This is a genomic window from Sphingomonas metalli, assembly GCF_014641735.1.
GTDB lineage: Bacteria > Pseudomonadota > Alphaproteobacteria > Sphingomonadales > Sphingomonadaceae > Sphingomonas > Sphingomonas metalli.
Map to the genome: position 1 here is coordinate 761407 of NZ_BMIH01000001.1, position 21089 is coordinate 782495.

Annotated in this window: 20 protein-coding genes and 1 tRNA gene; 13 read left to right on the plus strand and 8 right to left on the minus strand. The window is 68.8% G+C overall.

Annotated elements, in window-relative coordinates; genetic code table 11:
- The first annotated feature begins 191 nt into the window (after positions 1-191).
- Entirely contained in the window at positions 192-1178 is a 987-nt protein-coding gene (locus IEX18_RS03895) for a methyltransferase (RefSeq protein WP_188657313.1), read from the plus strand.
- Between the two features lie 184 nt (positions 1179-1362).
- Here IEX18_RS03895 and IEX18_RS03900 read toward each other — a convergent pair whose 3' ends face one another.
- Positions 1363-1986: a S24 family peptidase gene (locus IEX18_RS03900; protein ID WP_188657314.1), complete on the minus strand. Its 624-nt coding sequence runs from the start codon at positions 1984-1986 to the stop codon at positions 1363-1365.
- An 89-nt stretch (positions 1987-2075) separates the two neighbouring features.
- On the opposite strand from IEX18_RS03900, the gene IEX18_RS03905 reads away from it, so the two are divergent.
- The 8 genes from IEX18_RS03905 to IEX18_RS03940 all read left to right on the plus strand — a co-directional run bounded on the left by IEX18_RS03905 (position 2076) and on the right by IEX18_RS03940 (position 7858).
- Positions 2076-2252: a hypothetical protein gene (locus tag IEX18_RS03905; RefSeq protein WP_188657315.1), complete on the plus strand. Its 177-nt coding sequence runs from the start codon at positions 2076-2078 to the stop codon at positions 2250-2252.
- Positions 2249-2560 (plus strand): hypothetical protein, encoded by a 312-nt coding sequence (locus IEX18_RS03910; protein WP_188657316.1) that lies wholly within the window; start codon positions 2249-2251, stop codon positions 2558-2560. The genes IEX18_RS03905 and IEX18_RS03910 overlap by 4 nt, the downstream gene beginning before the upstream one ends.
- A gap of 70 nt (positions 2561-2630) precedes the next feature.
- On the plus strand, positions 2631-3392 hold the full coding sequence (locus tag IEX18_RS03915; RefSeq protein WP_188657317.1) for a class II aldolase/adducin family protein: 762 nt from the start codon (positions 2631-2633) through the stop codon (positions 3390-3392).
- A gap of 42 nt (positions 3393-3434) precedes the next feature.
- Entirely contained in the window at positions 3435-3980 is a 546-nt protein-coding gene (locus IEX18_RS03920; protein WP_188657318.1) for a (2Fe-2S)-binding protein, read from the plus strand.
- A 265-nt stretch (positions 3981-4245) separates the two neighbouring features.
- The gene (locus IEX18_RS03925) at positions 4246-5133 is read left to right on the plus strand and encodes an RcnB family protein (RefSeq protein WP_188657319.1); all 888 of its coding nucleotides are present in this window, start codon (positions 4246-4248) and stop codon (positions 5131-5133) included.
- A gap of 90 nt (positions 5134-5223) precedes the next feature.
- On the plus strand, positions 5224-5913 hold the full coding sequence (locus IEX18_RS03930) for a prolyl hydroxylase family protein (protein ID WP_188657320.1): 690 nt from the start codon (positions 5224-5226) through the stop codon (positions 5911-5913).
- 73 nt (positions 5914-5986) lie between these two features.
- Positions 5987-7744: a single-stranded-DNA-specific exonuclease RecJ gene (gene recJ, locus IEX18_RS03935; RefSeq protein WP_188657321.1), complete on the plus strand. Its 1758-nt coding sequence runs from the start codon at positions 5987-5989 to the stop codon at positions 7742-7744.
- A 39-nt stretch (positions 7745-7783) separates the two neighbouring features.
- A tRNA-Glu gene (locus IEX18_RS03940) sits at positions 7784-7858 on the plus strand.
- A 350-nt stretch (positions 7859-8208) separates the two neighbouring features.
- Here IEX18_RS03940 and IEX18_RS03945 read toward each other — a convergent pair.
- The gene (locus IEX18_RS03945) at positions 8209-10299 is read right to left on the minus strand and encodes a TonB-dependent receptor (RefSeq protein WP_229664346.1); all 2091 of its coding nucleotides are present in this window, start codon (positions 10297-10299) and stop codon (positions 8209-8211) included.
- Positions 10300-10324: 25 nt separating this feature from the next.
- Between IEX18_RS03945 and IEX18_RS03950 the strand changes: the two genes are divergently transcribed.
- Positions 10325-11554 carry an acetyltransferase domain-containing protein gene (locus tag IEX18_RS03950; protein ID WP_229664347.1) on the plus strand — a complete coding sequence of 410 codons (1230 nt, stop codon included), beginning with the start codon at positions 10325-10327 and terminating at the stop codon, positions 11552-11554.
- Here the strand turns inward: IEX18_RS03950 and IEX18_RS03955 are convergent.
- The 3 genes from IEX18_RS03955 to IEX18_RS03965 are packed head-to-tail and all read right to left on the minus strand — an operon-like array spanning position 11511 to position 14305.
- Positions 11511-11813, minus strand: coding sequence for a hypothetical protein (locus IEX18_RS03955; protein ID WP_188657883.1), 303 nt, complete (start codon positions 11811-11813; stop codon positions 11511-11513). The two genes, IEX18_RS03950 and IEX18_RS03955, sit on opposite strands and share 44 nt — an antisense overlap.
- Positions 11810-12934: a glycoside hydrolase family 68 protein gene (locus tag IEX18_RS03960; protein ID WP_188657322.1), complete on the minus strand. Its 1125-nt coding sequence runs from the start codon at positions 12932-12934 to the stop codon at positions 11810-11812. The genes IEX18_RS03955 and IEX18_RS03960 overlap by 4 nt, the downstream gene beginning before the upstream one ends.
- Positions 12935-12961: 27 nt before the next feature.
- Positions 12962-14305, minus strand: coding sequence for an MFS transporter (locus IEX18_RS03965; protein ID WP_188657323.1), 1344 nt, complete (start codon positions 14303-14305; stop codon positions 12962-12964).
- Between the two features lie 161 nt (positions 14306-14466).
- On the opposite strand from IEX18_RS03965, the gene IEX18_RS03970 reads away from it, so the two are divergent.
- Both IEX18_RS03970 and IEX18_RS03975 read left to right on the plus strand, forming a co-directional pair.
- Positions 14467-15249, plus strand: coding sequence for an ABC transporter permease (locus tag IEX18_RS03970; protein WP_188657324.1), 783 nt, complete (start codon positions 14467-14469; stop codon positions 15247-15249).
- 14 nt (positions 15250-15263) lie between these two features.
- Positions 15264-15470: a hypothetical protein gene (locus tag IEX18_RS03975; RefSeq protein WP_188657325.1), complete on the plus strand. Its 207-nt coding sequence runs from the start codon at positions 15264-15266 to the stop codon at positions 15468-15470.
- Between the two features lie 361 nt (positions 15471-15831).
- Here the strand turns inward: IEX18_RS03975 and IEX18_RS03980 are convergent, their stop codons facing one another.
- Positions 15832-16563 carry an SDR family oxidoreductase gene (locus tag IEX18_RS03980; RefSeq protein WP_188657326.1) on the minus strand — a complete coding sequence of 244 codons (732 nt, stop codon included), beginning with the start codon at positions 16561-16563 and terminating at the stop codon, positions 15832-15834.
- A 13-nt stretch (positions 16564-16576) separates the two neighbouring features.
- Positions 16577-17512 (minus strand): SDR family oxidoreductase, encoded by a 936-nt coding sequence (locus tag IEX18_RS03985; RefSeq protein ID WP_188657327.1) that lies wholly within the window; start codon positions 17510-17512, stop codon positions 16577-16579.
- A 98-nt stretch (positions 17513-17610) separates the two neighbouring features.
- On the opposite strand from IEX18_RS03985, the gene IEX18_RS03990 reads away from it, so the two are divergent.
- Positions 17611-18204 carry a TetR family transcriptional regulator gene (locus IEX18_RS03990; RefSeq protein ID WP_188657328.1) on the plus strand — a complete coding sequence of 198 codons (594 nt, stop codon included), beginning with the start codon at positions 17611-17613 and terminating at the stop codon, positions 18202-18204.
- Between the two features lie 341 nt (positions 18205-18545).
- Here the strand turns inward: IEX18_RS03990 and IEX18_RS03995 are convergent, their stop codons facing one another.
- Positions 18546-20960, minus strand: a complete 2415-nt coding sequence (locus tag IEX18_RS03995) for a TonB-dependent receptor (RefSeq protein ID WP_188657329.1) — start codon at positions 20958-20960, stop codon at positions 18546-18548.
- Positions 20961-21089: the final 129 nt, after the last annotated feature.

The window sequence follows — 21089 nt, forward strand, 5'->3', positions numbered from 1 at the left end:
GGCCGATTCGCTATCAGAAGCGTGGCATGGGTGCCACGCAGCAAATCGATTTCGGTGGCGATTGGGGCGGTCGAAGCCGACGCGCGGACGCGGCGGGGCTGCGCCCGACAATCTCCCTGATCCATGACAGACCGCGGAACCGGGCGCCGGCGAAAGGCATGAAAAAGCGAGATAAACCTATTAGAAACAATATGTTGACCGATATCAAACCGGCCTCTGCGGCGACTGCGGGCGATCACGAGCGCTGGTTCGCGCCCGAGCGCCGCGCCGCGCTGCTGGACCTGCTGCGGCAGCTGGACGCGCACGGCTACGACTTCGTCACCGCGACGCCGGCGACCCACAGGCGGGTGCTCGCCCGGCCCGGGCGCCAGCAGGCGGGCGCCCTGCGTGACGTGCTGAGCTGGAGCCTGCCCTTCGCACCGGACCTGCTGGACGCGGAGATGCTGGCGGCGCTGGAGGCGGCCGGCGCGGTCCGGGCCCTGCCCGGCGGGCGGCTGGCGGCGACGCTGCGCGTATCGCGGGTCGAGGGGCGATTGTTCCTCCACTCGGCCTATCCGACGCTGGCGCAGGACTCGGTCTTCCTGGGCCCCGACAGCCACCGCTTCGCGCGATGGATCGCGGCCCGGCTCCTGCCGGACGCGGAGCGGATCCTCGACTATGGGGCCGGCGCCGGCGTCGGCGGGATCAGCGCCGCGGGCCTCGTCCGCCGGCCCCACCTGACGCTGGCCGACATCAACCCCAAGGCGCTGTTCCTCGCCGGCATCAACGCCGACCATGCCGGCATCGCGCACGACACGATCAAGGTCGCCGAACCCCGCGCGATCGCGCAGCGCTTCGACCTGATCGTCACCCATCCGCCCTTCATGATCGACGCCGAGCGCCGCGCCTATCGCGACGGCGGCGACCTGTACGGCACCCGCCTGTCGCTCGAATGGGTGATGCAGGGGCTCGACCTGCTCGCGCCGGGCGGACGGCTGATCCTCCATACCGGCGTGTCGATCGTCGACGGGCGCGACGTGCTGCGCGAGGCTCTGCGCGAACGGTTGCCGGCGATCGGCTTCGGGCTCGACTATGAGGAGCTGGACCCGGACATCTTCAGCGAGGATCTCGACCAGCCGGGCTATGCGGCGGTGGAGCGGATATCGGCCATCGGGCTGGTCGTGCGGCGGGTGGACTGAGGCGGGCGCAAGATTCCCTCCCTCGTCATGCCGGGCTTGTCCCGGCATCCACCGGCCCTCACACGAACAGGACGGCAATTTTGCGGCGCGGTGGACCCCGGAACAAGTCCGGGGTGACGGTGACGGCTAGGCACCGTGCCGTCGCACGTTCCACAAATGTTCCACGTGAAACATTCGTCGGCGGCTAGCGCACGACCCGCGTCTGCCACACCACCCGGCCGATGATCGTCGGCTCGCCCTCGGGGATCGGCGGGGCGGCGGGATTGTCGCTGGTGATGGCGAGACCCGCCCGGCCGCGCGCAACCCGCTTGACCATCAGCGCTCCGCCGATGCGCAGCACGAAGACTCCGCCGCGCGCCTCGGGCGTCCGGCGGGTCTGGTCGATTAGGATGTGGTCGCCGTCGAGCAGTCCGGGCGCCATGGAGTCGCCGCGTACCCGCAGCATCGCCGCCTGACCGCGCGTCAACCCGAGCTGTCGCGCGAGCGCGGGATCGATCCGGTCGCTGCCCAGCAGGAGCTCCGTGTCGACCAGCGCGCCGGGCCCGGCGGAAGCCGCGACGTCGAGCCGCAGGACCGGAAAGACCGGCGGCGCGTCCCCGTCCGGTCCCCCCAGTGCCGCCTCGCCTACCCCGAAAAAGGCCGCGAGCTTGCGGCGATCCTCGTCCTCGAGGCGGCGGGGCGATCCGCGGCGGACATATTGCTGGAGATAGGCGACGTTGCGCCCCAGCATCCGCGACAGGGCGGACAGGCTGGTGCCGCTGTCCTCCGCCAGTCGGGCCAGCGCGGTGCGCGGATCGCTCGTCCCCATGGCGGATCAGTAGTCTAGGAAAATTTCCTAGACAAGTTGGATTCTCAAGAACAGATCGGGAACATCGTTGACGAGTCGGAGGAGTGACGATGTGTCTGTTGTACAGGATCGAGCGCTATCGGGCGGCGACGGCGATGCCGGCGACGACCTTCGGCCGGCGCGCGGTGAACGATCCGCGGCTGGTACTCGACATGCGCCGCGGGCGGGTACCGGGACCGTCGATGATCCAGCGGGTCGAGGCGTTCATGGCGGAGAATCCGGCATGACCCGCCCGCGTGATCCCGCCGCCCGGCTGGTCGCCGCCTTGCTGGCCGACGCCGCCGCCGCCGGCTGCCCGGCCCGCATCGTGTCGAGCGAGACCCGCGACTGGTCGAGCGCGACCTTCACCGGCGCGCGGCATCATATCCGGCTGGCGGCGGCGGCCGGCGACGCGCGGGCGGCGTGGCTCGACGCGCTTGCGCCGCAGCGCTTCGCCCTGCCCCGCCAGCTGCTCGGCGACCTGGTGGTGGAGCGCAGCGACGCGGCCGGCGTCATGCTTTCGGCGCTCGTGCTCGACGATCTGGAAGCGGCCTAGGCCGGGCTGGCCAAGCCCCGCGGGCCATGCTTAACTCTCCCGTATAACAAGCAAGAGAGAGGATCGCCCGATGGCCACCGCCGTCCCGATGCGCCCCGCCATGACCGAGGCCGAATGGCAGGCGCGGCAGGAACTCGCCGCCTGCTATCGCGTGTTCGACATGCTCGGCTGGTCCGAGATGATCTACAACCACATCACCGTGAAGGTGCCGGACGAGGACGGCGCCTTCCTGATCAACCCGTTCGGGCTGCATTTCTCGGAGGTGACCGCCTCCAGCCTCGTCAAGATCGACATCGACGGCAATAAGCTGGACGACAGCCCCTATCCGGTGAACCGGGCGGGGTTCGTCCAGCACGCGCTGTTCCACCGCCACCTGCCCGACGCGCATTGCATCATGCACACGCATACGACGGCAGGGATGGCGGTCAGCTCGCTCGAGGGCGGTCTCCAGCCGATCAACTTCTACGCGTGCAACTTCGCCGGGCAGATCGCCTATCACGACTTCGAGGGCGTGACGGTGCGCGACGAGGAGGGCGAGCGGCTGCTCGCCAATCTCGGCGACAAGCGGGTGATGCTGCTGCGCAATCACGGCATCCTCGCCATGGGGCGGACCCTGCCCGAGGCCTTCATCCGCCACTGGTCGCTCCAGCGCGCCTGCGAGATCCAGCTGGCGACGCTGTCGATGGGCCGTCCCCTGACGGTCGCGCCGGAGGTGATCGCGGTCCATCAGCGCGACCTGCACATGGCGCAGGTGCCGGGTGGCCCCGGCGCCGCCGACTTCGCCGCAATGGTGCGGCTGGTCGACCGGCGGGACACGAGCTGGCGCAACTGAAAGCCTGGGTGATTTGAAGCTGGTAGGCTAGGTGGGGCGGCGATGACCCGCTTCACCGTCAACAACCAGTCGGTCGAATATCTGCTCGACCCGGAGACACCGCTGCTCTGGGCGCTGCGTGACGCATCGAACCTGACCGGCACCAAATATGGCTGCGGCACCGGTCATTGCGGGTCCTGCACGGTCGATGTCGACGGCCGCGCGGTGCGATCGTGCCGCATGACGATCGCGCAGGCGGAGGGGACGTTCGTCACCACGATCGAGGGCTTGTCGCGCGACCGCTCCCACCCGCTCCAGCTCGCCTTTCTGGCGGAAGGCGTGGTGCAGTGCGGCTTCTGCATCCCCGGCATCATCATGGCCGCGCAGGCGCTGCTCCGCCGCAACGCCGATCCGGACGAGGCGACGATCCGCGCGACCATCTCCAACCTGTGCCGCTGCGGCGTCTATCCGCGACTGGTCGATGCGATCACCCGCGCCGCCCGCGCGATGCGGGGCGAGGAGGTGATCCCGGCCGGCGCACGGCCCGATATCGATCCCGCCGATGCCGCGCGCGCGGTCCCGGCGCTGACGCCGGGGCGGGGACAATAGGGTCTCGGGCGCTCTCCCCCCACCGTTCGTACTGAGCCTGTCGAAGCACTGCCTTTCTTTCTGGACCGGGCGATCGCGGCACGAAGAAGAACAGTGCTTCGATAGGCTCGGCACGAACGGAAAATGAGCGCGCCTGTCTAGGCTCCACCCACCCCAACCTTTCGCATCGCTGACACAGGCATTCAGCTTCAAATCACCCGCTTCATGGCACATCCCGTCGCATCATAGGGACCGGCTCGTGCGCCGGTGTTGAGGATCTGAGGACATGCGAAAGCTGATCGGGGCCCTGCTCGCGGCGGCGATGGTGACGCCGGTGGCGGCGGAGGCGCAGCGCGGCCGGTTCGAGAACCGGCCGGACGGCGAGGCGCGCCCGGCCGCGCCGCGTCAGGGCTGGGGCGGACGCCAGTGGAACGGCCCGCGCCCGGATGGCGGCGGCGGCCGGATGGCGCCACCCCAGGACGCCGGTTCGCCGCCCCCCGCCCCCCGCTTCGAGCCGCAGGCTCCGGCGGCCAACCGACCCTTGCAGGAGGGTCGCCGCGATTTCGATCGCCGTGACGATGGCCGTGGCGATCCGGGGCGCAACACGTGGCGCAACGACGGCCCGCGCCCGGACGGCGAGCGCCGCTACGAAGGACCACGGCCCGATGGTCCCCGCCCGGACCGTCCCGGCGAGCCGCGCCGCGACGGCGGCTGGCGCAGCGCTCGCGAGGAGAATGGCGTGCGCGTCTACGACCGCCGGGTCGAGCGGGACCGTCCGCTCTCTGCCGGCCGGCGCGACGCCGATCGGCGCTATGGCTGGGACGGCGGCCGGAACGACCGCGGCGGCTATGGCGATCGCAGCCGCTGGGATCGCGGCTGGCGGGGCGAGAGCCGGTTCGACTGGATGCGCTGGCGCGAGGCCAATCGCGACGCCTATCGCCTGCCCCGCTATTACGCGCCCTATGACTGGAACGGCGGCTATCGCCGGTTCGGGATCGGCATCACCCTGTCGAGCGGTCTGTGGGGCCGCAACTACTGGATCGACGATCCCTGGGACTATCGCCTGCCCGAGGCGTACGGCCCCTATCGCTGGATCCGCTATTATGACGACGCGCTGCTCGTCGATCTGGAGACGGGTCAGGTCGTCGACGCGGTCTACGGCATCTTCTGGTAACCGGGGTGGTCCGGCGGCGGGGCTCGCCCTGCCGCCGGACCTGTTTCCGCCCCCTTGCGCCATCTGGCGCTCGATCCGAATATGAGCGGCATGAGCCTGTTCGCCCGCAAGTCCAAGACCCCCGCCCCCGCCACGTCCGCCGTCCGCCAGCGCTTCGGCGCAGAGGTGGCGGCGCGGCTCGACGCCCATCCCGCCGTGGAGCGCGCGGCGATCGCGGCGGCGCAGGTCTATTACTATGTCGATTTCCTCGATGCAGAGACGTGCGATCGGTTGATCGCGATGATCGACGCGCATCGCCGCCCCTCCACCCTGCTCTCCGACCGCAACGACCAGGGCTTCCGCACCTCCGACAGCTGCGACATGAACCGCTGGTCGCCCGAGGTGCAGCCGACCGACGAGGCGATCGCGGCGCTGCTCGGTATCGATCCGGCGCATGGCGAGACGATGCAGGGCCAGCGCTACGCCCCCGGCCAGCATTTCCGCGCGCATCACGATTATTTCCACGCGACCGAAAGCTATTGGGAGCGGATGCAGCAGGAGGGCGGACAGCGGACCTGGACCGCGATGATCTATCTCAACGACGTGCCCGAGGGCGGCGCGACCTGGTTTCCCCAGGCGGGGATCAAGGTCGCCCCGCGGCGGGGCATGCTGCTCGCCTGGAACAACATGAACCCCGACGGCAGCCCCAACGAGGCGACGATCCATGAGGGGATGCCCGTGGTCGAGGGCGTGAAGTACATCATCACCAAATGGTTTCGCGAGGATCGCTGGATCAAGTGAGCGCGCCGCCCCCCTCGCCTTCGCCGGCGCGAGGGCGTAACGGGGGCGGCATCACCATGCAGACGATCCGCGCATGACCGTTCTCGGCATCACCCGCTCGATCCTCGGCCAGCCCTGGCGCTGGCGGGCGCTGTCCGCCGATGCGCGCGATGGGCTGATGAGCGACGATGCGCTGGTCGACCAGCTGCTCCTCGCCCGCGGCTGCCCGCCCGAGGCGGTCGCCGACTGGCGCGCGCCCTCGATCCGCGGCTTCATGCCCGACCCCTCGATCTTCCGCGACATGGACCGCGCCGCCGAGCGGCTGGCCGATGCGGTGGAAGCGGGCGAGCAGGTCGCGATCTTCGGCGACTATGACGTCGACGGGGCGACCTCGACGGCACTGCTCGTCCGCCTGCTCGGCGATCTGGGCCTCGCCGCCCGCCCCTATATCCCCGACCGGCTGGCCGAGGGCTACGGTCCCAACGCCCCCGCACTGCGCCGCCTCGCGGCCGAGGGCGCGACGCTGATCGTCACGGTCGACTGCGGGGCGCAGGCGTTCGAGGCGCTGGAGGCGGCGCGCGATGCCGGCATCGCGATCCTCGTCGTCGATCATCACAAATGCGCGACCGCGCTCCCCCCCGCCCACGCGCTGGTCAATCCCAACCGGCTCGACGAGGCGGCCGAGGCGGCGGCGCACGGCCATCTCGCCGCGGTCGGCATGTGCTTCCTCCTCGCCGCAGCGCTGGTCCGCACGCTGCGCGCGCGCGGCTTCTTCGCCACCCGCGCGGAACCGAAACTGCTCGACCTGCTCGACCTCGTCGCGCTGGGCACGGTGGCGGACGTCGCGCAGCTGCGCGGGCTCAACCGCGCCTTCGTCACGCAGGGACTGAAGGTGATGGCGCAGCGGCGCAACATCGGCCTCGCCGCGCTGATCGACGCTTCGCGCCTGTCGCGCGCGCCGACCTGCACCGATCTCGGCTTCGCGCTGGGGCCGCGGATCAATGCCGGCGGACGCGTCGGCCGCGCCGATCTCGGCGTGCGCCTGCTGACCACCGCCGACCCCGCCGAGGCGCAGGCGCTGGCGCAGGAGCTCGACCGGCTCAACGAGGAACGCCGCGCGATCGAGGCGGCGGTGCAGGCGGAGGCGGACCTCGCCATCGATCTCGGCGCACATGTCGTCACCGTCTGGGGGCGCGGCTGGCACCCCGGCGTGATCGGCATCGTCGCCGGCCGGCTCAAGGAGCGGCTGGGCCGCCCGGTGATGGTCGTGGCGGTGGACGAGCAGGGCACCGGCAAGGGCTCGGGCCGATCGATCACCGGCGTCGATCTGGGCGCGGCGGTGATGGCCGCACGCGAGCACGGCCTGATCGCCGCGGGCGGCGGCCATGCCATGGCGGCCGGCCTGACCGTGGCGGAGGATGCGCTGCCCGCGCTCGCCGCCTTCCTCGACGAGCGCCTGTCCGCCGCGGTCGACCGCGCGCGGGAGGATCGCGCGCTGCTGCTCGACGCGGTGCTGGCACCGGGCGGCGTCAATCCCGATCTCGTCCGCCGGATGGAGACCGGCGGCCCCTATGGCGCCGGCTGGCCCGCCCCGCGCGTTGCCGCCGGCCCCTACCGGCTCGTGCGCGTCGACGTGGTCGGCAACGGCCATGTCCGCGCCATCGCCGCCGGTGCCGACGGCCGCAGCCTGAAGGCCATGGCCTTCCGCGCCGCCGACACGCCGCTGGGCCAGGCCCTGCTCGCCGCGCCGCCGCATCGCCAGCTCTGGCTGGCCGGCCGCGCAAAGATCGACGACTGGAACGGCGGCAACACCGCCGAACTCCATCTCGACGACGCCGCCTGGACGGATTGACGCGCGGCCCCGCTTCGCCTAACCGGCCGAGACCCGGACGGCCCCTTCGTCTAGCGGTTAGGACGCGGCCCTTTCACGGCTGAAACACGGGTTCGATTCCCGTAGGGGTCACCAGGCTCGAAGCCAAATTCCTTTCGGAATGTGCAGTCATGCGGAACCACGTGTCTGTGACCCCCGAGCCAATTCACAAAATAGATTGCCGCTTTTTGTTGGCACGACGCTTGTACGGTTGCCCCGCTCTCCCCACGACGACGGCGCCTCGCAATGGCTCGACGCGGCAGGCTGTCACCCAGAGGCGAGGCCTGGTTCGCCGATGTCACGCTGTTGGAATTCGCTATTGGCTGCTCGGCAGCCTGCAGCTCAGAAGACCGGTCGCTGACACGCGGCAGCCTCCTATCGCTTCCTCAAGGCGGAACATCTAAGTCGTCCGCTTCCGAGAAGCTGACTGTGAAGCCACAGGCGTCCTAGATACCCAGTTCAAGTGACACGCAAACGGTGCGCGGCGCTCCGGGATAGATCCAGAAGCTGTTGTACGAACTCAGGGCGTAGCGGCGATCCAACAGATTGTCCGCTTCCACTCTCACCGTCGCATACCGTCCCAGCGGTGCCTCGGCGGCTGCCTTCACTTTCACAAAGGCGGGCAACAGCAGCCCACTCGTATCCGTCGCCCCGGATCGCTTGCCGACATAGCTTGCCCCGCCACTGAGCGACCAGCCGTGATCCGCCGATCGATACATGATGAACGCCGAGCCGGAATGGTCGGGCGTGTTCAACGCTCTGGGTGTGGCGAAATTACGGTCGTCGTAGCGCGCTCGCGTCCATGCGTAATTGAACACCGCCTGCCAGCGCCGCCCCAGGCGCAACGCCGCATCGACATCGATGCCCCGGCTTCCGAGCGAGCCAACGGGTGCCAGGAAATTGGCATCGAGCGGATCCGTGGTGAGCACGCCAGACTTGGCGATGTCGAACCACGTGATGCCCGCGTCGATGCCGGCCCATCGCCCGCTCAGGCCCGCTTCGTAGCCATGGCCCCGCTCCGGGGCAAAGGCCGCGCCATCGCGACCGCTACCGGAATTGAGGAGGATGGACTCGCCCCAATTGCCGTGCACCGACACCGAGCTGGTGATTGCGTAGCGCGCGCCCATGCGGAACGTGACCGGGGCATTCTGGGCCCGCGACACGGTGCCCGTCAGGTTCCGGCGCAGTTCCTGCCGATAGGCATCCAGCCGCATGGCGCCGACGAACGACAGTCGATCCGTGATATCCCACAGATCCTGCGCGTAGAGGGCCAGAGCATGGCGCTTTTCCCGCTGATCGATGCTGGGCAGCAGCGGCAGCGCCTGCGCTGCGCCGTAGACGGGCTCGAAGATATCGATGGCATAGGGAGCGGCGGGAGACGGATTGCGCCGCCGCAGCAGTTCCAGATAGTCGAGGCGATACGCCTTGACGCCCAACGCCGGCTGATGACGCCCCAGCGCTTGCCACCGACCACGCAGCTCGAGGCGCGCGGCGAGGTCTTCCACCGCATAGCCTCGCTCGCGCCGCTGCCGCCACAGGGTCCGCCCGCCGACCAGCCGGGATTGGTCGGCCGACGCTCCGCGCAGTGAGCCCGACCGATAGGCGACCCCGCCGACGAGCGACCAGTCGCCGCCCATCCGCAATTCGCCCGTCAGTTGGTGCCGCGTATCGCTGGCCTGCGTGTCGCCGTTGGACGGCTCGCCCAGAAACCGGGAAGCGGGCAGCGCCAGGGCGTTGCCCGCCACCGCGACGACGCCGCGGTCGAACGGCGAGGCATATCGGATGATCTGCCCGACATAGGTCAGTTGCAGCGCGCCGGATGGACGAAAGGTCAGCGAGGGCGCCACTGTCCGGCGTTTGAGCCGCACGAAGTCGCGGTAACCGTCGCTGTCTTCGGTCGCCACGACGATACGCCCCGCCAGATTGCCGACCAGCGGTCCCGTCGCATCGAGCTCGACCCGACGCGTATCGAACGAGCCATAGGTCAGCCGAGCCGACGCGGCCGCGGCGAACCGCGGCGTCTTTGTCACCATGTTGACGCGGCCGGCGGGATCGATGTCGCCGAAGACGGCGCCCGCAGGTCCCTTGAGTATCTCGATCCGCTCGATCGTCGCCGGATCGCGCGCGGGCGCGCTGCCGCGGTTGGCCACGAATCCGTCGACATAATATTCGCTGCCGCCATCGGCCGTGCTGAGAAAGCCGCGGATCGCGAAATTGTCCGCAAAGCCGCCGCGATTGTTCTGCTGGCTGCTCCCGCTCACCAGTTCCAGCGCATCGCCGAGGCGGTACGTGCCGGCGGCCTGCAGCAGATCCTGTTCGAGCGACCGGCTCGATTGCGACATGCGTTCGGTCGCGCGATCGGCGGACAGGGTCGGGTCACGCTTGGCTCGCGTGCCGAGCACGACGATGTCGTCCCGCTCACCCTGGGTCGCCTCTCGTGCTTCGACCGGCGCGCTCAGCAGTGCGGGCAGGAGAACAAGCCGACGCAGGGCCGGTGCCGCCCGGCGTTGAGGCGAGCGGATCGGGACATTGGACACACCGGTTCCTTGTGCCTATCAAGTGATGATGTATCATTTCCATGCCGCTTCGACCATCACGCGTCAACTGCGCCGGAGGCCGCGCGAGGTCTTGGCGAAGCCGAGCGACGCAGCGTCGGCACGGAGCCGCTTGCAGGGCATCGACGCGCTGCGAGGCCTCGTCATGGTGCTGATGCTGCTGGATCATCTGCGGGAGACCTGGTTCCTGCACGTTGCCGTCGCGGATCCGATCGACGCGCGAACCGCCTTGCCGGCACTGTTCGCCGCGCGGCTGGCGGCAAGCCTGTGCGCGCCGGTGTTCGTCGCGCTCACCGGCATCGGCGCGTACCTGTTCGCCAGCCGGCACACGGTGGCGGAGACCAGACGCTATCTGGTCAAGCGCGGACTGGTGCTGATGGCGCTCGACCTGCTGGTCCTGTCGCAACTCTACTGGGGCGTCGCCGCGGCTCCGACGCTCTGGCTCCAGGTGATCTGGTGCATCGGCATCTGCATGATCGTGCTGGCAGGCCTGATAGGACTGTCGCGGCGGGCGCTGATGATCGGGGGTATCGTCATCGTGTGCGGGCACAATCTCCTCGATACGATCCGCCTGACCGCCGATCATCCGCTGTTCGTGCCTTGGGCGATGCTGCATCAGCGCGACGTTATTCCGCTTCCGTTCGGGCTGATCGCGAAAACAACCTATCCGGTACTCCCATGGATCGGGGTGATCGCCTTGGGCTTCTCGATCGGTCCCTGGTTCCTGCCCACGACCGCCTCGCGGGATCGCGCCCGTAACCTGGTGCTCATGGGCGGCTTGATGGTGACGGCGTTCGTCCTTCTCAGATTTGCCAACGTCTATGGGGATGCGCCCTGGTTCACCGTGCCGCGTGCCCCCCTGCGGACCGCGATGAGCTTTCTGGCGTTGACGAAATACCCGCCCTCACTGTTGTTCCTGCTGCTGACCTTGGGCGTCGGCACGCTGCTGCTCGCCAGCATCGAGCGCTTGCCGGCCGGCAGGATCATCGCCGCCCTTGCGGCATTCGGAAGCGCGCCGATGTTTTTCTACCTGTTTCATCTGGCGGTACTGCGGCTGCTCTACCATGCAGCGCTCGCCATCCGGGGACCGACCCATGGCACGCTTTTCGCGGTTGGGAGCTACGGCTGGGTGCTGGCATGGTACGTGGCGCTGATCGTGCCGCTGTATCTGCCAACTGCGATGTTCGCCCGCCTCAAGGCCAGGCGGCGCGATCTTGCGTGGCTCCGTTACCTCTGATGCCGGCGTGGTGGACAGCCGGCTCGCCGGCCTTGGCGGGATCGACGGCGACCAGGAGATCGCCCAGATCGACCGACGGCCCCCAATAGAGCGGCTGCAGATAGCCCTTGTCGTCGACGCCCATTGCATAGGTCACGCCTGCGCCGTCGAGCCGGAACACCCTCGCACCCTTGGGCGCCATCACCTTTGCATCCGCTTCGCCGCTCCGGACCGCGGCCAGCGTCCCTGCCGCCAGCATCAGCCCGTTCCCGCGCCTCACGCGGCGCGGTTTGCCGTCGCGACGGCGGCGATCCGCACGGTGTCGCCGGCAAAGGCCAGGCGGAACACCGGCGCCGCCGTCCCGCCGAACCGCTCACGACGATAGCCGATGCCGTGCGCCGGGGTGCCGCCGTCGAGGCCCCAATAGTCGACGAAGCTGATGACCTCGCCCTCGCCCGTCACCCACCAGCAATAGGCCTGGAACGGCTCGGCGGCGGGGTTTCCTGCGACAAGGCCGCTGCCGTTGATCGGGCGCCACGGTCCGTCGATCGCCTCCGCGACCATGCCGTAGAGACCCGTCGGTGCGCCGATACCGGGGGCGAACCGCTTCGCCTGCGTCGACCAGAAGAGATAGTAGAGGCCGTCGCGCACCACGATATGCGGCCGCTCCAGTTCGCTGTTGACCCCGATCGCGGTGACGATCGGCGGGCGCAGCGCCCAGCCATCGGCGCCTCGCGTCGCGAGCCCGATCACACCGTCGTGAACGTCGGCAACGCCGGGGGCCGAGCCCGTGAACAGGATGTGCTCGCGTCCGGTCGCCGGATCCCGAAAATAGCCGGGATCGCGGAACCCCTTGATGCGATCGTCGGTCGGCACGTCATCATCGGCGACGCGATAGGACAGGCCGTCGGCGCGGGCCGTCTCGACCGGCTCGCTCCAGCCGGACAGCCGGCCATGGTCGAACCGCCCGCACGTCTCGAACAGCCGCTGCGCGAACCGCGGCCCGCCGGTCCGCCAGCCCGCGGCGGTGAAATGCATCGTCAGCGCCGCCGCATCGTCCGCCAGTACGGCGCTGCCCGACCATTCGCGCGATCCGGGCGAGAAGCCGTCCGGGAAGGCCGCGCCGTGGTCGCGCCATCCATCGGCGCCGCGGCTGTAGAGGCGGATGCGGGCGGCATCATGCCGCGCTTCCGGATCCGCCGCGCGCGGAACGGCCAGGAAGAACCACCATTGTCGCCCGTCGACGATCGCGGTGCTGCCGTCCGCGCGCATGATCTGCCACATGTCCCACAGGTCGCGCGCGGGGTCGATCGGGGCGACGTCGCCGACGCCGATCACCGGCAGCCGCGCGTCCGGGGTGGTTGCAGCGGCAGCGGCCTGCTGCCGGGTCCAAGCGGTCATGTCGGCATCCTGATAGGTGGTTTGCGGTCAGGCGGGGTCGGTCGCACCGACGGGCAGCCCATCGGCGTTGCGCGCGCGGACGCGAAAGACGGCGATGGCGGCGGCGAACATCAGCAGGCCGCACAGCGTCAGCACATGGCGCGGATCGCCGGCGAGCCACGGTTCGTAGACCAGCGGCAGCGTCACCGAGAACAGCAGCATCGGCACGACGATCATCATGTTGAAGATGCCCATGTACACCCCGGTCCGCTCCGGCGGGATCGACCCTGCCAGGATGACGTACGGATTGCCCATGATGCTGGCCCAGCCGATGCCGATGCCGATCGCGGGGACGAACAGCATCCACTTGTCGGCCATGTGCGGCAGCGCGAGCATGCCGGCCCCCGCAAGCGTGAGGCATAGGGCGTGGAGCGATGCCGCCCCGATCCGTCGCGCGACCGGCACCATGGCGAAGGCCGCGACGAAGGCGACGCCATTGTACCACGCCGCCATCTCGCCGTTGGTCAGCACGGCCGCGTGGAAGCCGCTGGAGGTGGCGTCGGCGGTTCCGTACACCGAGCGGCCGATCGAATAGATGACGTAGTTCCAATAGGCGGCCATCGCATACCATTGGAACAGGCTCATCACCGCGAGCTTGCGCATGGCCGGCGGCATCTGCGCGATCGCCGAGCCGATCTCGCGCAGCGCTGCGCCCAACCCCTTCGGCTCCGCGGCGATCCGCGCCCGCTCCGCCGGCGTCAGCGGCAATTCCGGCACCCGGGTCACCGAATAGATGATCGTCGTCAGCGACAGGACCGCACCGACCATGAAGGCGATCCGCGCGGTATAGGGGATGTTGTGCGCATCCACCCAATCCTGGTTCATCCCCGCCCACACCAGCATCGACGGCGTCAGGAACGCGAGCATCTGGGCAAGCCCGGTGAACGCCGACTGCGTCAGGAACCCGACCTGATGCTGGCTCTCGTTCAGCCGGTCTGAGACGTAGGCGCGATAGGGCTCCATCGTGATGTTGTTGCCGGCATCGAGGATCCACAGCAGCGACGCCGCCATCAGCAGCGACTGGCTGAGCGGCATGCAGAACAGCCCGACGGCGCAGAGTAGCGCACCGATCAGGAAATAGGGCGTTCGCCGTCCGAAACGGCTGTCGGTCCGATCGCTCAGCGCCCCGATCAGCGGCTGCACCAGCAGCCCCGTCATCGGTCCCGCCAGCTGCAGCAGCGGCAAGGCCGCCTCCGACGCGCCCAGATAACTGTAGATCGGGGCCATATTGCCCTGCTGCAGCCCGAAGCTGAACTGCAGCCCGAGAAAACCGAGGTTCATCTCCAGGATGCGCGGCAGCGACAGTTGCGGCTTCGATCCCGGAAAACGCATCGCCTCTCTCCCGCTACGCCATTCCTTCGAGCGGCTTCCGGATCGCATACCCCCGCACGAGGCATACAGCAACAATCGATTGCAGATGGCATGGAGGCAAAAGCCCCGATCGCTGCCGATGGTTATCGCACCCGAGCACGCGACGATGCGACGATGCGACGATGCGACGATGCGACGATCCCGAGGCCGGCCCGAAGCTGTTCGAGCGGGGGATGGACATCGTCGTCACCGCCTCCGCCCTGCCCAAGCTGGGCGTCGCCACGCCCGCCGCGGCGATCGACCTCGGCATCGGCGGCTTCAACGATGTCGCCCAGCCCGCGACGATCGTCGGCGTGGTGGCGGATCCGCGCTTCCGCTGCGTGCGCGAGCCGCTCGACGCCACCGCCTTCTACCATAGCGACGCCAATCTGGGCTTCCTGGCGGTGCGCTTCGCCGATCCCGACCCGGCGGCCGTGATGGCGCGGATCGGCGCGGCGTGGAAGCGGGTGGTGCCCAACGTACCGTTCGAGGCGCAGTTCGCCGACGATGCCGCCGCCGAGCTCTATCGGGCTGACCAGGCGCTCGGCACGATGTTCGCCGGCTTCGCGCTTCTTGCAGTGCTGATCGGGTGCCTCGGCCTCTTCGGGCTCGCCGCCTTCACCGCCGAGCGCCGCACGAAGGAGATCGGCATCCGCAAGGTGCTCGGCGCACGGACGCGCGACATCGTGCGGCTGCTGGTGTGGCAGTTCTCCAAGCCTGTGCTGATCGCCAACGTCATCGCCTGGCCGCTGGCCTGGTGGGCGATGCGGACCTGGCTGAACGGCTTCGACGACCGCATCGCGCTGACGCCCATGCCGTTCCTGCTCGCGGGGATGCTGGCGCTCGTCATCGCCATCGCCACGGTCGCCGGCCACGCGACCCGCGTCGCCCGCGCCAAGCCGATCACCGCGCTCCGCTACGAATAGGTAGGACGCCTGAGATGAACGCCATGCCCATCGTCGTCGCGATCAGCGCCGCTGCCGTCACCCTCGCGCTGGTCGCCGCCTTCGCCGCAGGCTGGTGCGCGGGCCGCCGCGGGCGCACTCCGCGAGCGGAGGAACCGTCGATCGCCTCCCGTATCTCGCTCGCCGACCTGCGATCGCGGATGCAGCGGCTGGAGGCGATCGCGGCGGGGATCGACGTCTAGGGGCAGCGGGACTGCGGTCGATCGAGAGGCGTGGCCGCCCGTTAGGATGTGGCCATGCCGATCGCGCGGGATCGCTCACCAGCCCGGGATAGTGAGGTAGCCGGCACCGCTTTGTCGCGCACCATCCGACCACGCCTCTCCGACACCGGTCGAGTAGAGCGGCCGCTCCGCATGGCACAGCGCCTGTGCGGCGACCCGGTTCTGCCCGGAACCGGAGCGATGGGCAGCGGCTCGAGATGCTCGGGCACGACATATTCGGCCGAGCCTCTGCTCGCCGTCCGCCTGAGCGCCGTCGAGGGCGCCCAGACAGCGCTGCTGCGACACCGCCCGGCACGCACGGCTCGACATGCGGTCGTCCGGCTCAGGCCTGCGCCGTGGGCCTGATCACGATCTCGCCGACGTTCACCCCTGCGGGCTGGCCGATGGCGTAGGCGATGGCCTCGGCGATCGTTTCCGCCGGCATGGCGATCGATCCGCTGGCCGCGATCCGCTCGCGCAGGTCTCCGTCGCGGATATGGTCGGCAAAGCCGGTGGCCGTGAAGCCGGGGGTCAGGGTGGTGACCCGTATGTCTCCGGCAAGCTCCTGGCGCAGGCCGTCGCAGATCGCCACGACGGCCGCCTTGGTGCCCGCGTAGACCGCCATGTTCGGGACGATCTTGCGCGCGGCCGTCGACGCGACCGCGATGAAATGTCCCGAGCCCTGCTCGCGGAAGATCGGCAGCGCCGCCGCGATGCTCCAGAGGACGCCCTTCACGTTGACGTCGACCATCGTCTCCCAGTCGTCGAGCGCGAGTGCGTCCACCGGGCCGATCGGCATGGCGCCCGCATTGGCGACGAACACGTCGAGGCGGCCGAAGGTCGCGACCGCGTGCCGGGCCAGCCTGGCCACGTCCTCGCGCCGTCGGACGTCGACGGGGATCTGGGTCGCCGTGCCGCCACGCGCGGTGATGTCGTCGACGAGGCGCCGCAGCCGATCCTCGCTCCGTGCGCCCAGCACTACTCTCGCGCCCCGCTCGGCAAGGTAGCGCGCGGTCGCCTCCCCCATCCCGCCGCTGGCCCCGGTGATCGCCACCACCGCATCGTCGATCTGCATCCTCGGAGCCTCCTTATGCGGCATGCGAACGCGACATCCCGTCCGGGAAGCACACCCCGGTCAGCGCTTCGGAAACCTGCCAGAGGCGGGCCGCCGCGTCCTCGTCCAGCGCCTGCGGCGGAACCTTGGCAAGGGTCGGATAGCCGCGCACCTCGGCGATCCCGTCCGGGCCGTAATAGGCGCCTCCGACGGCGTCGGGGGCGGTCGCCGCGTAGAGCGTCGGCAAGGCGCCGCGATCCGCCGGCTGGAACAGGAACGGCAGCAGCGTCCGCGCAAGGCCGTACGCGCTGCGGCGACCGGGGCCGTTGTGGAGCAGGTCCGTCCGCGCGACGCCCGGATGCGAGGCGATGCTGACGACGCCCCAGCCCTGCGCCTCGCTCCGCCGCTGCAGCTCCAGCGCGAACATCAGACAGGCGAGCTTCGACTGGGCATAGGCTTTCATCGCCGCATAGGCCTGCGTCGCGTTCAGGTCGGCGAAGTCGATGACGCCCGCCCGTGCCGCGACGCTCGACACCGAGACGACGCGCGCCCCCTGGCGCAGCAGCGGCAGCAAATGGGCGGTCAGCGCGAAATGGCCGAGATGGTTGGTCCCGAGCTGCAGCTCGAAACCGTCGGCGGTGGACTCGCGACGCGGCGGCACCATCACGCCGGCATTGTTGATCAGCATGTCGATCGTTCCGTGACGCTCGGCGACCCGGGCGGCGAACGCCGCGACCGAGGCGAGGCTGGCGAGGTCGAGATCCTCGAAGCGGATGTCGGCCGAAGGGACGGCAGTTCGGATCCGCGCCACGGCGCCGGCGCCCTTGGCCGGGTTCCGGCCGGCGAGGACCACGGTGGCGCCCGCCCTTGCGAGGGCGAGGGCATCCTCGAAGCCGAGCCCCCCGGTGCCGGTCACGATCGCCGTTCGCCCCTGCTGCGGAGGTATGTCGGCCTGCGTCCACCTTGCCATGCTCGTGCCTTCCCGATAATGTTGCACCGGGTGTAATGTATATTTTGCACTGAGTGCAACTATTTTCTCGAGGCAGGCGCGTGGTTTATTCGGCCGGGATGCTTCCGTCGTCCGGCGTCCGGGAGCGTAAGCGGCGCGAGACGCTATGGCGGATCACCGATGCCGGCGTGCGCCTGTTCATCGCACAAGGGTTCGACGGCACGACGGTGGACGAGATTGCGGCTGCGGCCGGCATCTCGCGCCGGACCTTCTTCCACTATTTCGACTCCAAGGACGACATCCTGCTGTCGTTGCAGAGCGATGTCGGCGACCTGTACGCCGCCGAGGTCCGCCGGGCGCCGGGAAGCCAGTCCCCGTTCGCGCTCGTCCGCGATGCGGCGTTGCGGGTCTGCGCCGCCTTCCCGCACGACGATATGCTGGCGCTCGACCGGCTGATGCGGGGCAGTGCCTCGGTCCAGGCCCGCAAGCAGGCGAGCTATCGCCAGCAGGAGGACGCACTTCTCGCGGCGCTGCGCGAGCGCTGGCCCGACCCCGAGCGGGAGACGCGGCTGCGGGTGCTCGCAATGGTCGCCGTCGGCGCCACCCGCCTCGCATCCGAGACCTTCAACCGCGAGGGGGGTGCCCGGCCGTTCGACGCGGTTCTCCGCGCCGCCTTCGACGCCGTCACCGCCGAGTTCGGGGCGGGATCGTGAACGAGATGCGGCGGCCGCCTGATTGCGACGGCAGGATCCGGTGGAACATCCGCGCCTGGCCATAGCGACCCAGACTGGCGTATTACCGGCGGCAATACGGGCTTTCGGCCGCGGCGATCCTTTCACCACCTCCCTTGCGGCGAGATCGTCTTCGGCAGACAAATACTATCTTCTGCCTTGATCAAGCCCGGCAAAGTCGGGGTAGCCCCGATCTCACAACTCCTTTCCTGCAACTGGGTCGAAGGCGATCGCCGCCGCTCGCTTATCGGCAGTACGGGAAGCCGAAAGAGCGCGACCAACGTCGCCCGCCCGTCAGTCCCGGGTCGCTCGCAGATCATGGATCACAATCTGGTACGCAGCGTCACGCCATAGGTGCGGGGGTCGCCGAGCGTTCCGGTGATCGCGCCGGTATTGGCCGCTCCGCGGGACAGGAAATAGCGCGTGTCGCCGATATTGCGGCCCCAGAGCTGGATGTCGAATAGCCCGTCCAGCGTCCGGAAACCCAAGCGGATATTTACCAGATCGTACGCCGGGATGGTCGAATAGCGGCTGAGGCTGGCACTGGTATTGGTCTCCGACCGATAGCTATAGTCCGACCCCAGATAGAATTCCGTGTCGCGTCCCTGCGTCTGGCCCAGCGGCGTTCGTATCTCGCCGCCGGCGGACGCCGACCATTTCGAGACGCCGGGCAGTCGACGCCCGCTCAGATCGCAGATCGCCTGGCCGGTGATCTCGATCGGGCACGGCGCGTTGGCGTAGGAGATGTAGCGCGCATCGTCGTAGGTGCCCGAGCCATAGAGTGTCAGCCATCGTGTCGGCGCGGTGCGCATATCGGCCTCGAAGCCGCGCGTGCGCACTTTGGCGGCGTTGGTGAAGAAGCTGACGCCGTTGCGGTCGATATCGACGATCGTCGTCTGGTAGTCGCGCACGTTCGTCCAGAATGCGGCGACATTGGCGATGAGGCGGCCGCCGGCCCAACTGGTCTTCGCCCCCGCCTCGTAGCTGTCGATCGTCTCTGGCTTGATCACCGGATTGGCTGCGAACTGGCCGGTCGTCGTGATGTTGGCGAGGTTCAATCCGCCGAACTTGTTGCCGCGTGCATAGGTGACGTAGGTCAGCAACGGCGCCGCGACCTTCCAGGACAAGGTCGCTTGTCCGGACAGACGGCCAGCCTTGGTGTCCGCCGTGTAGAAATTCGCCAGGCCGTATCGGCTGCGGATCGTCTGCGCCGCGGCCTGTTGCGCCGTGGACAGCCCGGCCAGCGATGCTCCGGTCGCGATCTGGTCGAAATAGCCGGACTTGGTCTCGTAGGTATAGCGCAGGCCGGTGGTGAGATCGAGCGCCCGCGTAACGTGCCACACCGTCTGTGCGAAGGCGGCATAGCTGTCGGTGACGGGGCGCGAGTGGCTGACCACGTCATAGCCGTTGAGCGCGGCGGCGCCGACGGCGGCGTTGGTGGCGGGCGCCAGGAACCAGTCCGCGGCACGGCTGCCGTAGAGATTCACCGCCTCCGCGTCGATCGATTGGTAGAGATAGTAGAGGCCGGCGACATAATCGACGCGGCGGTCGCCGTTGGACGCGACCCGTAGTTCCTGGCTGACCTGCTTCTGCCTGTTACTCTGGTGGAAATCGGTGCCGGCGTCCAGGCTCGTGCTGTCGCCGTCATTGTGCGGGTACCAGTTCCAGGCGCGAAAGGCGGTCACCGAGGTCAGAGTCGCCTGCCCGAGGTCGAGGTCCGTCGTCACGTTGATGCCGTACTGGTTCATCCGGTAGCGCGGATTGGCGTCTACATCGGTCGTGCGCAGGTCGGGATCGGCCGGGACTGCCGAATAGCCAAGCCGCGCGGCGCGATCGTAGAAGTTGTTCGCGAAGGTCACGCCATTGTCGTAGCTGCGGATCGCACCGAGCAGGATGGTGCCAGCGGTGAACGATCGCTGCCGTCCCCAGTCACCGATCACCCGCAGCGTCAGCCGGTCGGTCGGCTTGTAGAGCAGCTGGCCGCGCAGATTCAGATCGTGAAAGTCCTGGCCGTACCGCCCGTCGAACCGGTTGCGCGTGAATCCGTCGCGATCCGTCTTCGACACGAACAGGCGCGCTGCGAGCGTGTCGGTCAGCGGCCCGGACACATAGGCATGGAGCTGCCGGAAGTCGAAATTGCCGAGGCTGGCGTCGCCGCCCGCCTCGAAGTCGAAGGTCGGCTGCTTCGTCGTGACGACCACCGCCCCCGCGGAGGTGTTCTTGCCGAACAGCGTGCCCTGCGGCCCGCGCAGCACCTCGATTCTCTCGAGGTCGGCCAGGTCGAACACGGTCTGCCCGGGCCGGGCGAGATAGACACCGTCGAGGTACACCCCGACGGCCGGCTCCAGCCCGTCATTATAGACGGCGACGTTGTTGCCAAGGCCGCGGATGTTGATGCTGGTATTGCGCGGATTGGTATTGGTCACGACCAGGCTCGGGGTGAGCTGCTGCAGGTCCCGCAGATTATAGGTCCGGGTGGACTCGATCTGCGCCGAGCCGAACGCGTTGATGGCGATCGGCACGTCCTGACTTTTCTCCGTGCGGCGACGCGCGGTCACCAGGATGTCCTGCCCGGCCTGGTCATCGTCCGCGCCGGTCACGTCCGGTTCGCTGGCGGCGGCCCCGCCAATATCGCTACCGGTGACGATCGTCGGTCCTTGTGCCCATAGCGGCTGTGCGATCAGGGCCGCGCCGGCGAGAAGAAGGGTATGACCGGCGGAAGCGAGGCGTTTTGGCATGAACGGTCTTTCGATCAGGAACTCGGATGCGGCGCCGCCGCCTCCGCATGGCTAGGTCGCTGCACCTGCGAAACGAAAGAAGTAATTCCTACTAAATTGGTAGAGAATGTTCATTGTCGCTGCGCCGTC

Excerpts from the sequence above, each read along its gene's own strand:
- IEX18_RS03895 (WP_188657313.1), top strand. The coding sequence starts at position 192 with ATGTTGACCGATATCAAACCGGCCTCTGCGGCGACTGCGGGCGATCAC.
- IEX18_RS03900 (WP_188657314.1), bottom strand. The coding sequence starts at position 1,986 with ATGGGGACGAGCGATCCGCGCACCGCGCTGGCCCGACTGGCGGAGGAC.
- IEX18_RS03905 (WP_188657315.1), top strand. The coding sequence starts at position 2,076 with ATGTGTCTGTTGTACAGGATCGAGCGCTATCGGGCGGCGACGGCGATG.
- IEX18_RS03910 (WP_188657316.1), top strand. The coding sequence starts at position 2,249 with ATGACCCGCCCGCGTGATCCCGCCGCCCGGCTGGTCGCCGCCTTGCTG.
- IEX18_RS03915 (WP_188657317.1), top strand. The coding sequence starts at position 2,631 with ATGGCCACCGCCGTCCCGATGCGCCCCGCCATGACCGAGGCCGAATGG.
- IEX18_RS03920 (WP_188657318.1), top strand. The coding sequence starts at position 3,435 with ATGACCCGCTTCACCGTCAACAACCAGTCGGTCGAATATCTGCTCGAC.
- IEX18_RS03925 (WP_188657319.1), top strand. The coding sequence starts at position 4,246 with ATGCGAAAGCTGATCGGGGCCCTGCTCGCGGCGGCGATGGTGACGCCG.
- IEX18_RS03930 (WP_188657320.1), top strand. The coding sequence starts at position 5,224 with ATGAGCCTGTTCGCCCGCAAGTCCAAGACCCCCGCCCCCGCCACGTCC.
- recJ (WP_188657321.1), top strand. The coding sequence starts at position 5,987 with ATGACCGTTCTCGGCATCACCCGCTCGATCCTCGGCCAGCCCTGGCGC.
- IEX18_RS03950 (WP_229664347.1), top strand. The coding sequence starts at position 10,325 with ATGATGTATCATTTCCATGCCGCTTCGACCATCACGCGTCAACTGCGC.
- IEX18_RS03960 (WP_188657322.1), bottom strand. The coding sequence starts at position 12,934 with ATGACCGCTTGGACCCGGCAGCAGGCCGCTGCCGCTGCAACCACCCCG.
- IEX18_RS03965 (WP_188657323.1), bottom strand. The coding sequence starts at position 14,305 with ATGCGTTTTCCGGGATCGAAGCCGCAACTGTCGCTGCCGCGCATCCTG.
- IEX18_RS03970 (WP_188657324.1), top strand. The coding sequence starts at position 14,467 with ATGCGACGATGCGACGATCCCGAGGCCGGCCCGAAGCTGTTCGAGCGG.
- IEX18_RS03975 (WP_188657325.1), top strand. The coding sequence starts at position 15,264 with ATGAACGCCATGCCCATCGTCGTCGCGATCAGCGCCGCTGCCGTCACC.
- IEX18_RS03980 (WP_188657326.1), bottom strand. The coding sequence starts at position 16,563 with ATGCAGATCGACGATGCGGTGGTGGCGATCACCGGGGCCAGCGGCGGG.
- IEX18_RS03985 (WP_188657327.1), bottom strand. The coding sequence starts at position 17,512 with ATGGCAAGGTGGACGCAGGCCGACATACCTCCGCAGCAGGGGCGAACG.
- IEX18_RS03990 (WP_188657328.1), top strand. The coding sequence starts at position 17,611 with ATGCTTCCGTCGTCCGGCGTCCGGGAGCGTAAGCGGCGCGAGACGCTA.
- IEX18_RS03995 (WP_188657329.1), bottom strand. The coding sequence starts at position 20,960 with ATGCCAAAACGCCTCGCTTCCGCCGGTCATACCCTTCTTCTCGCCGGC.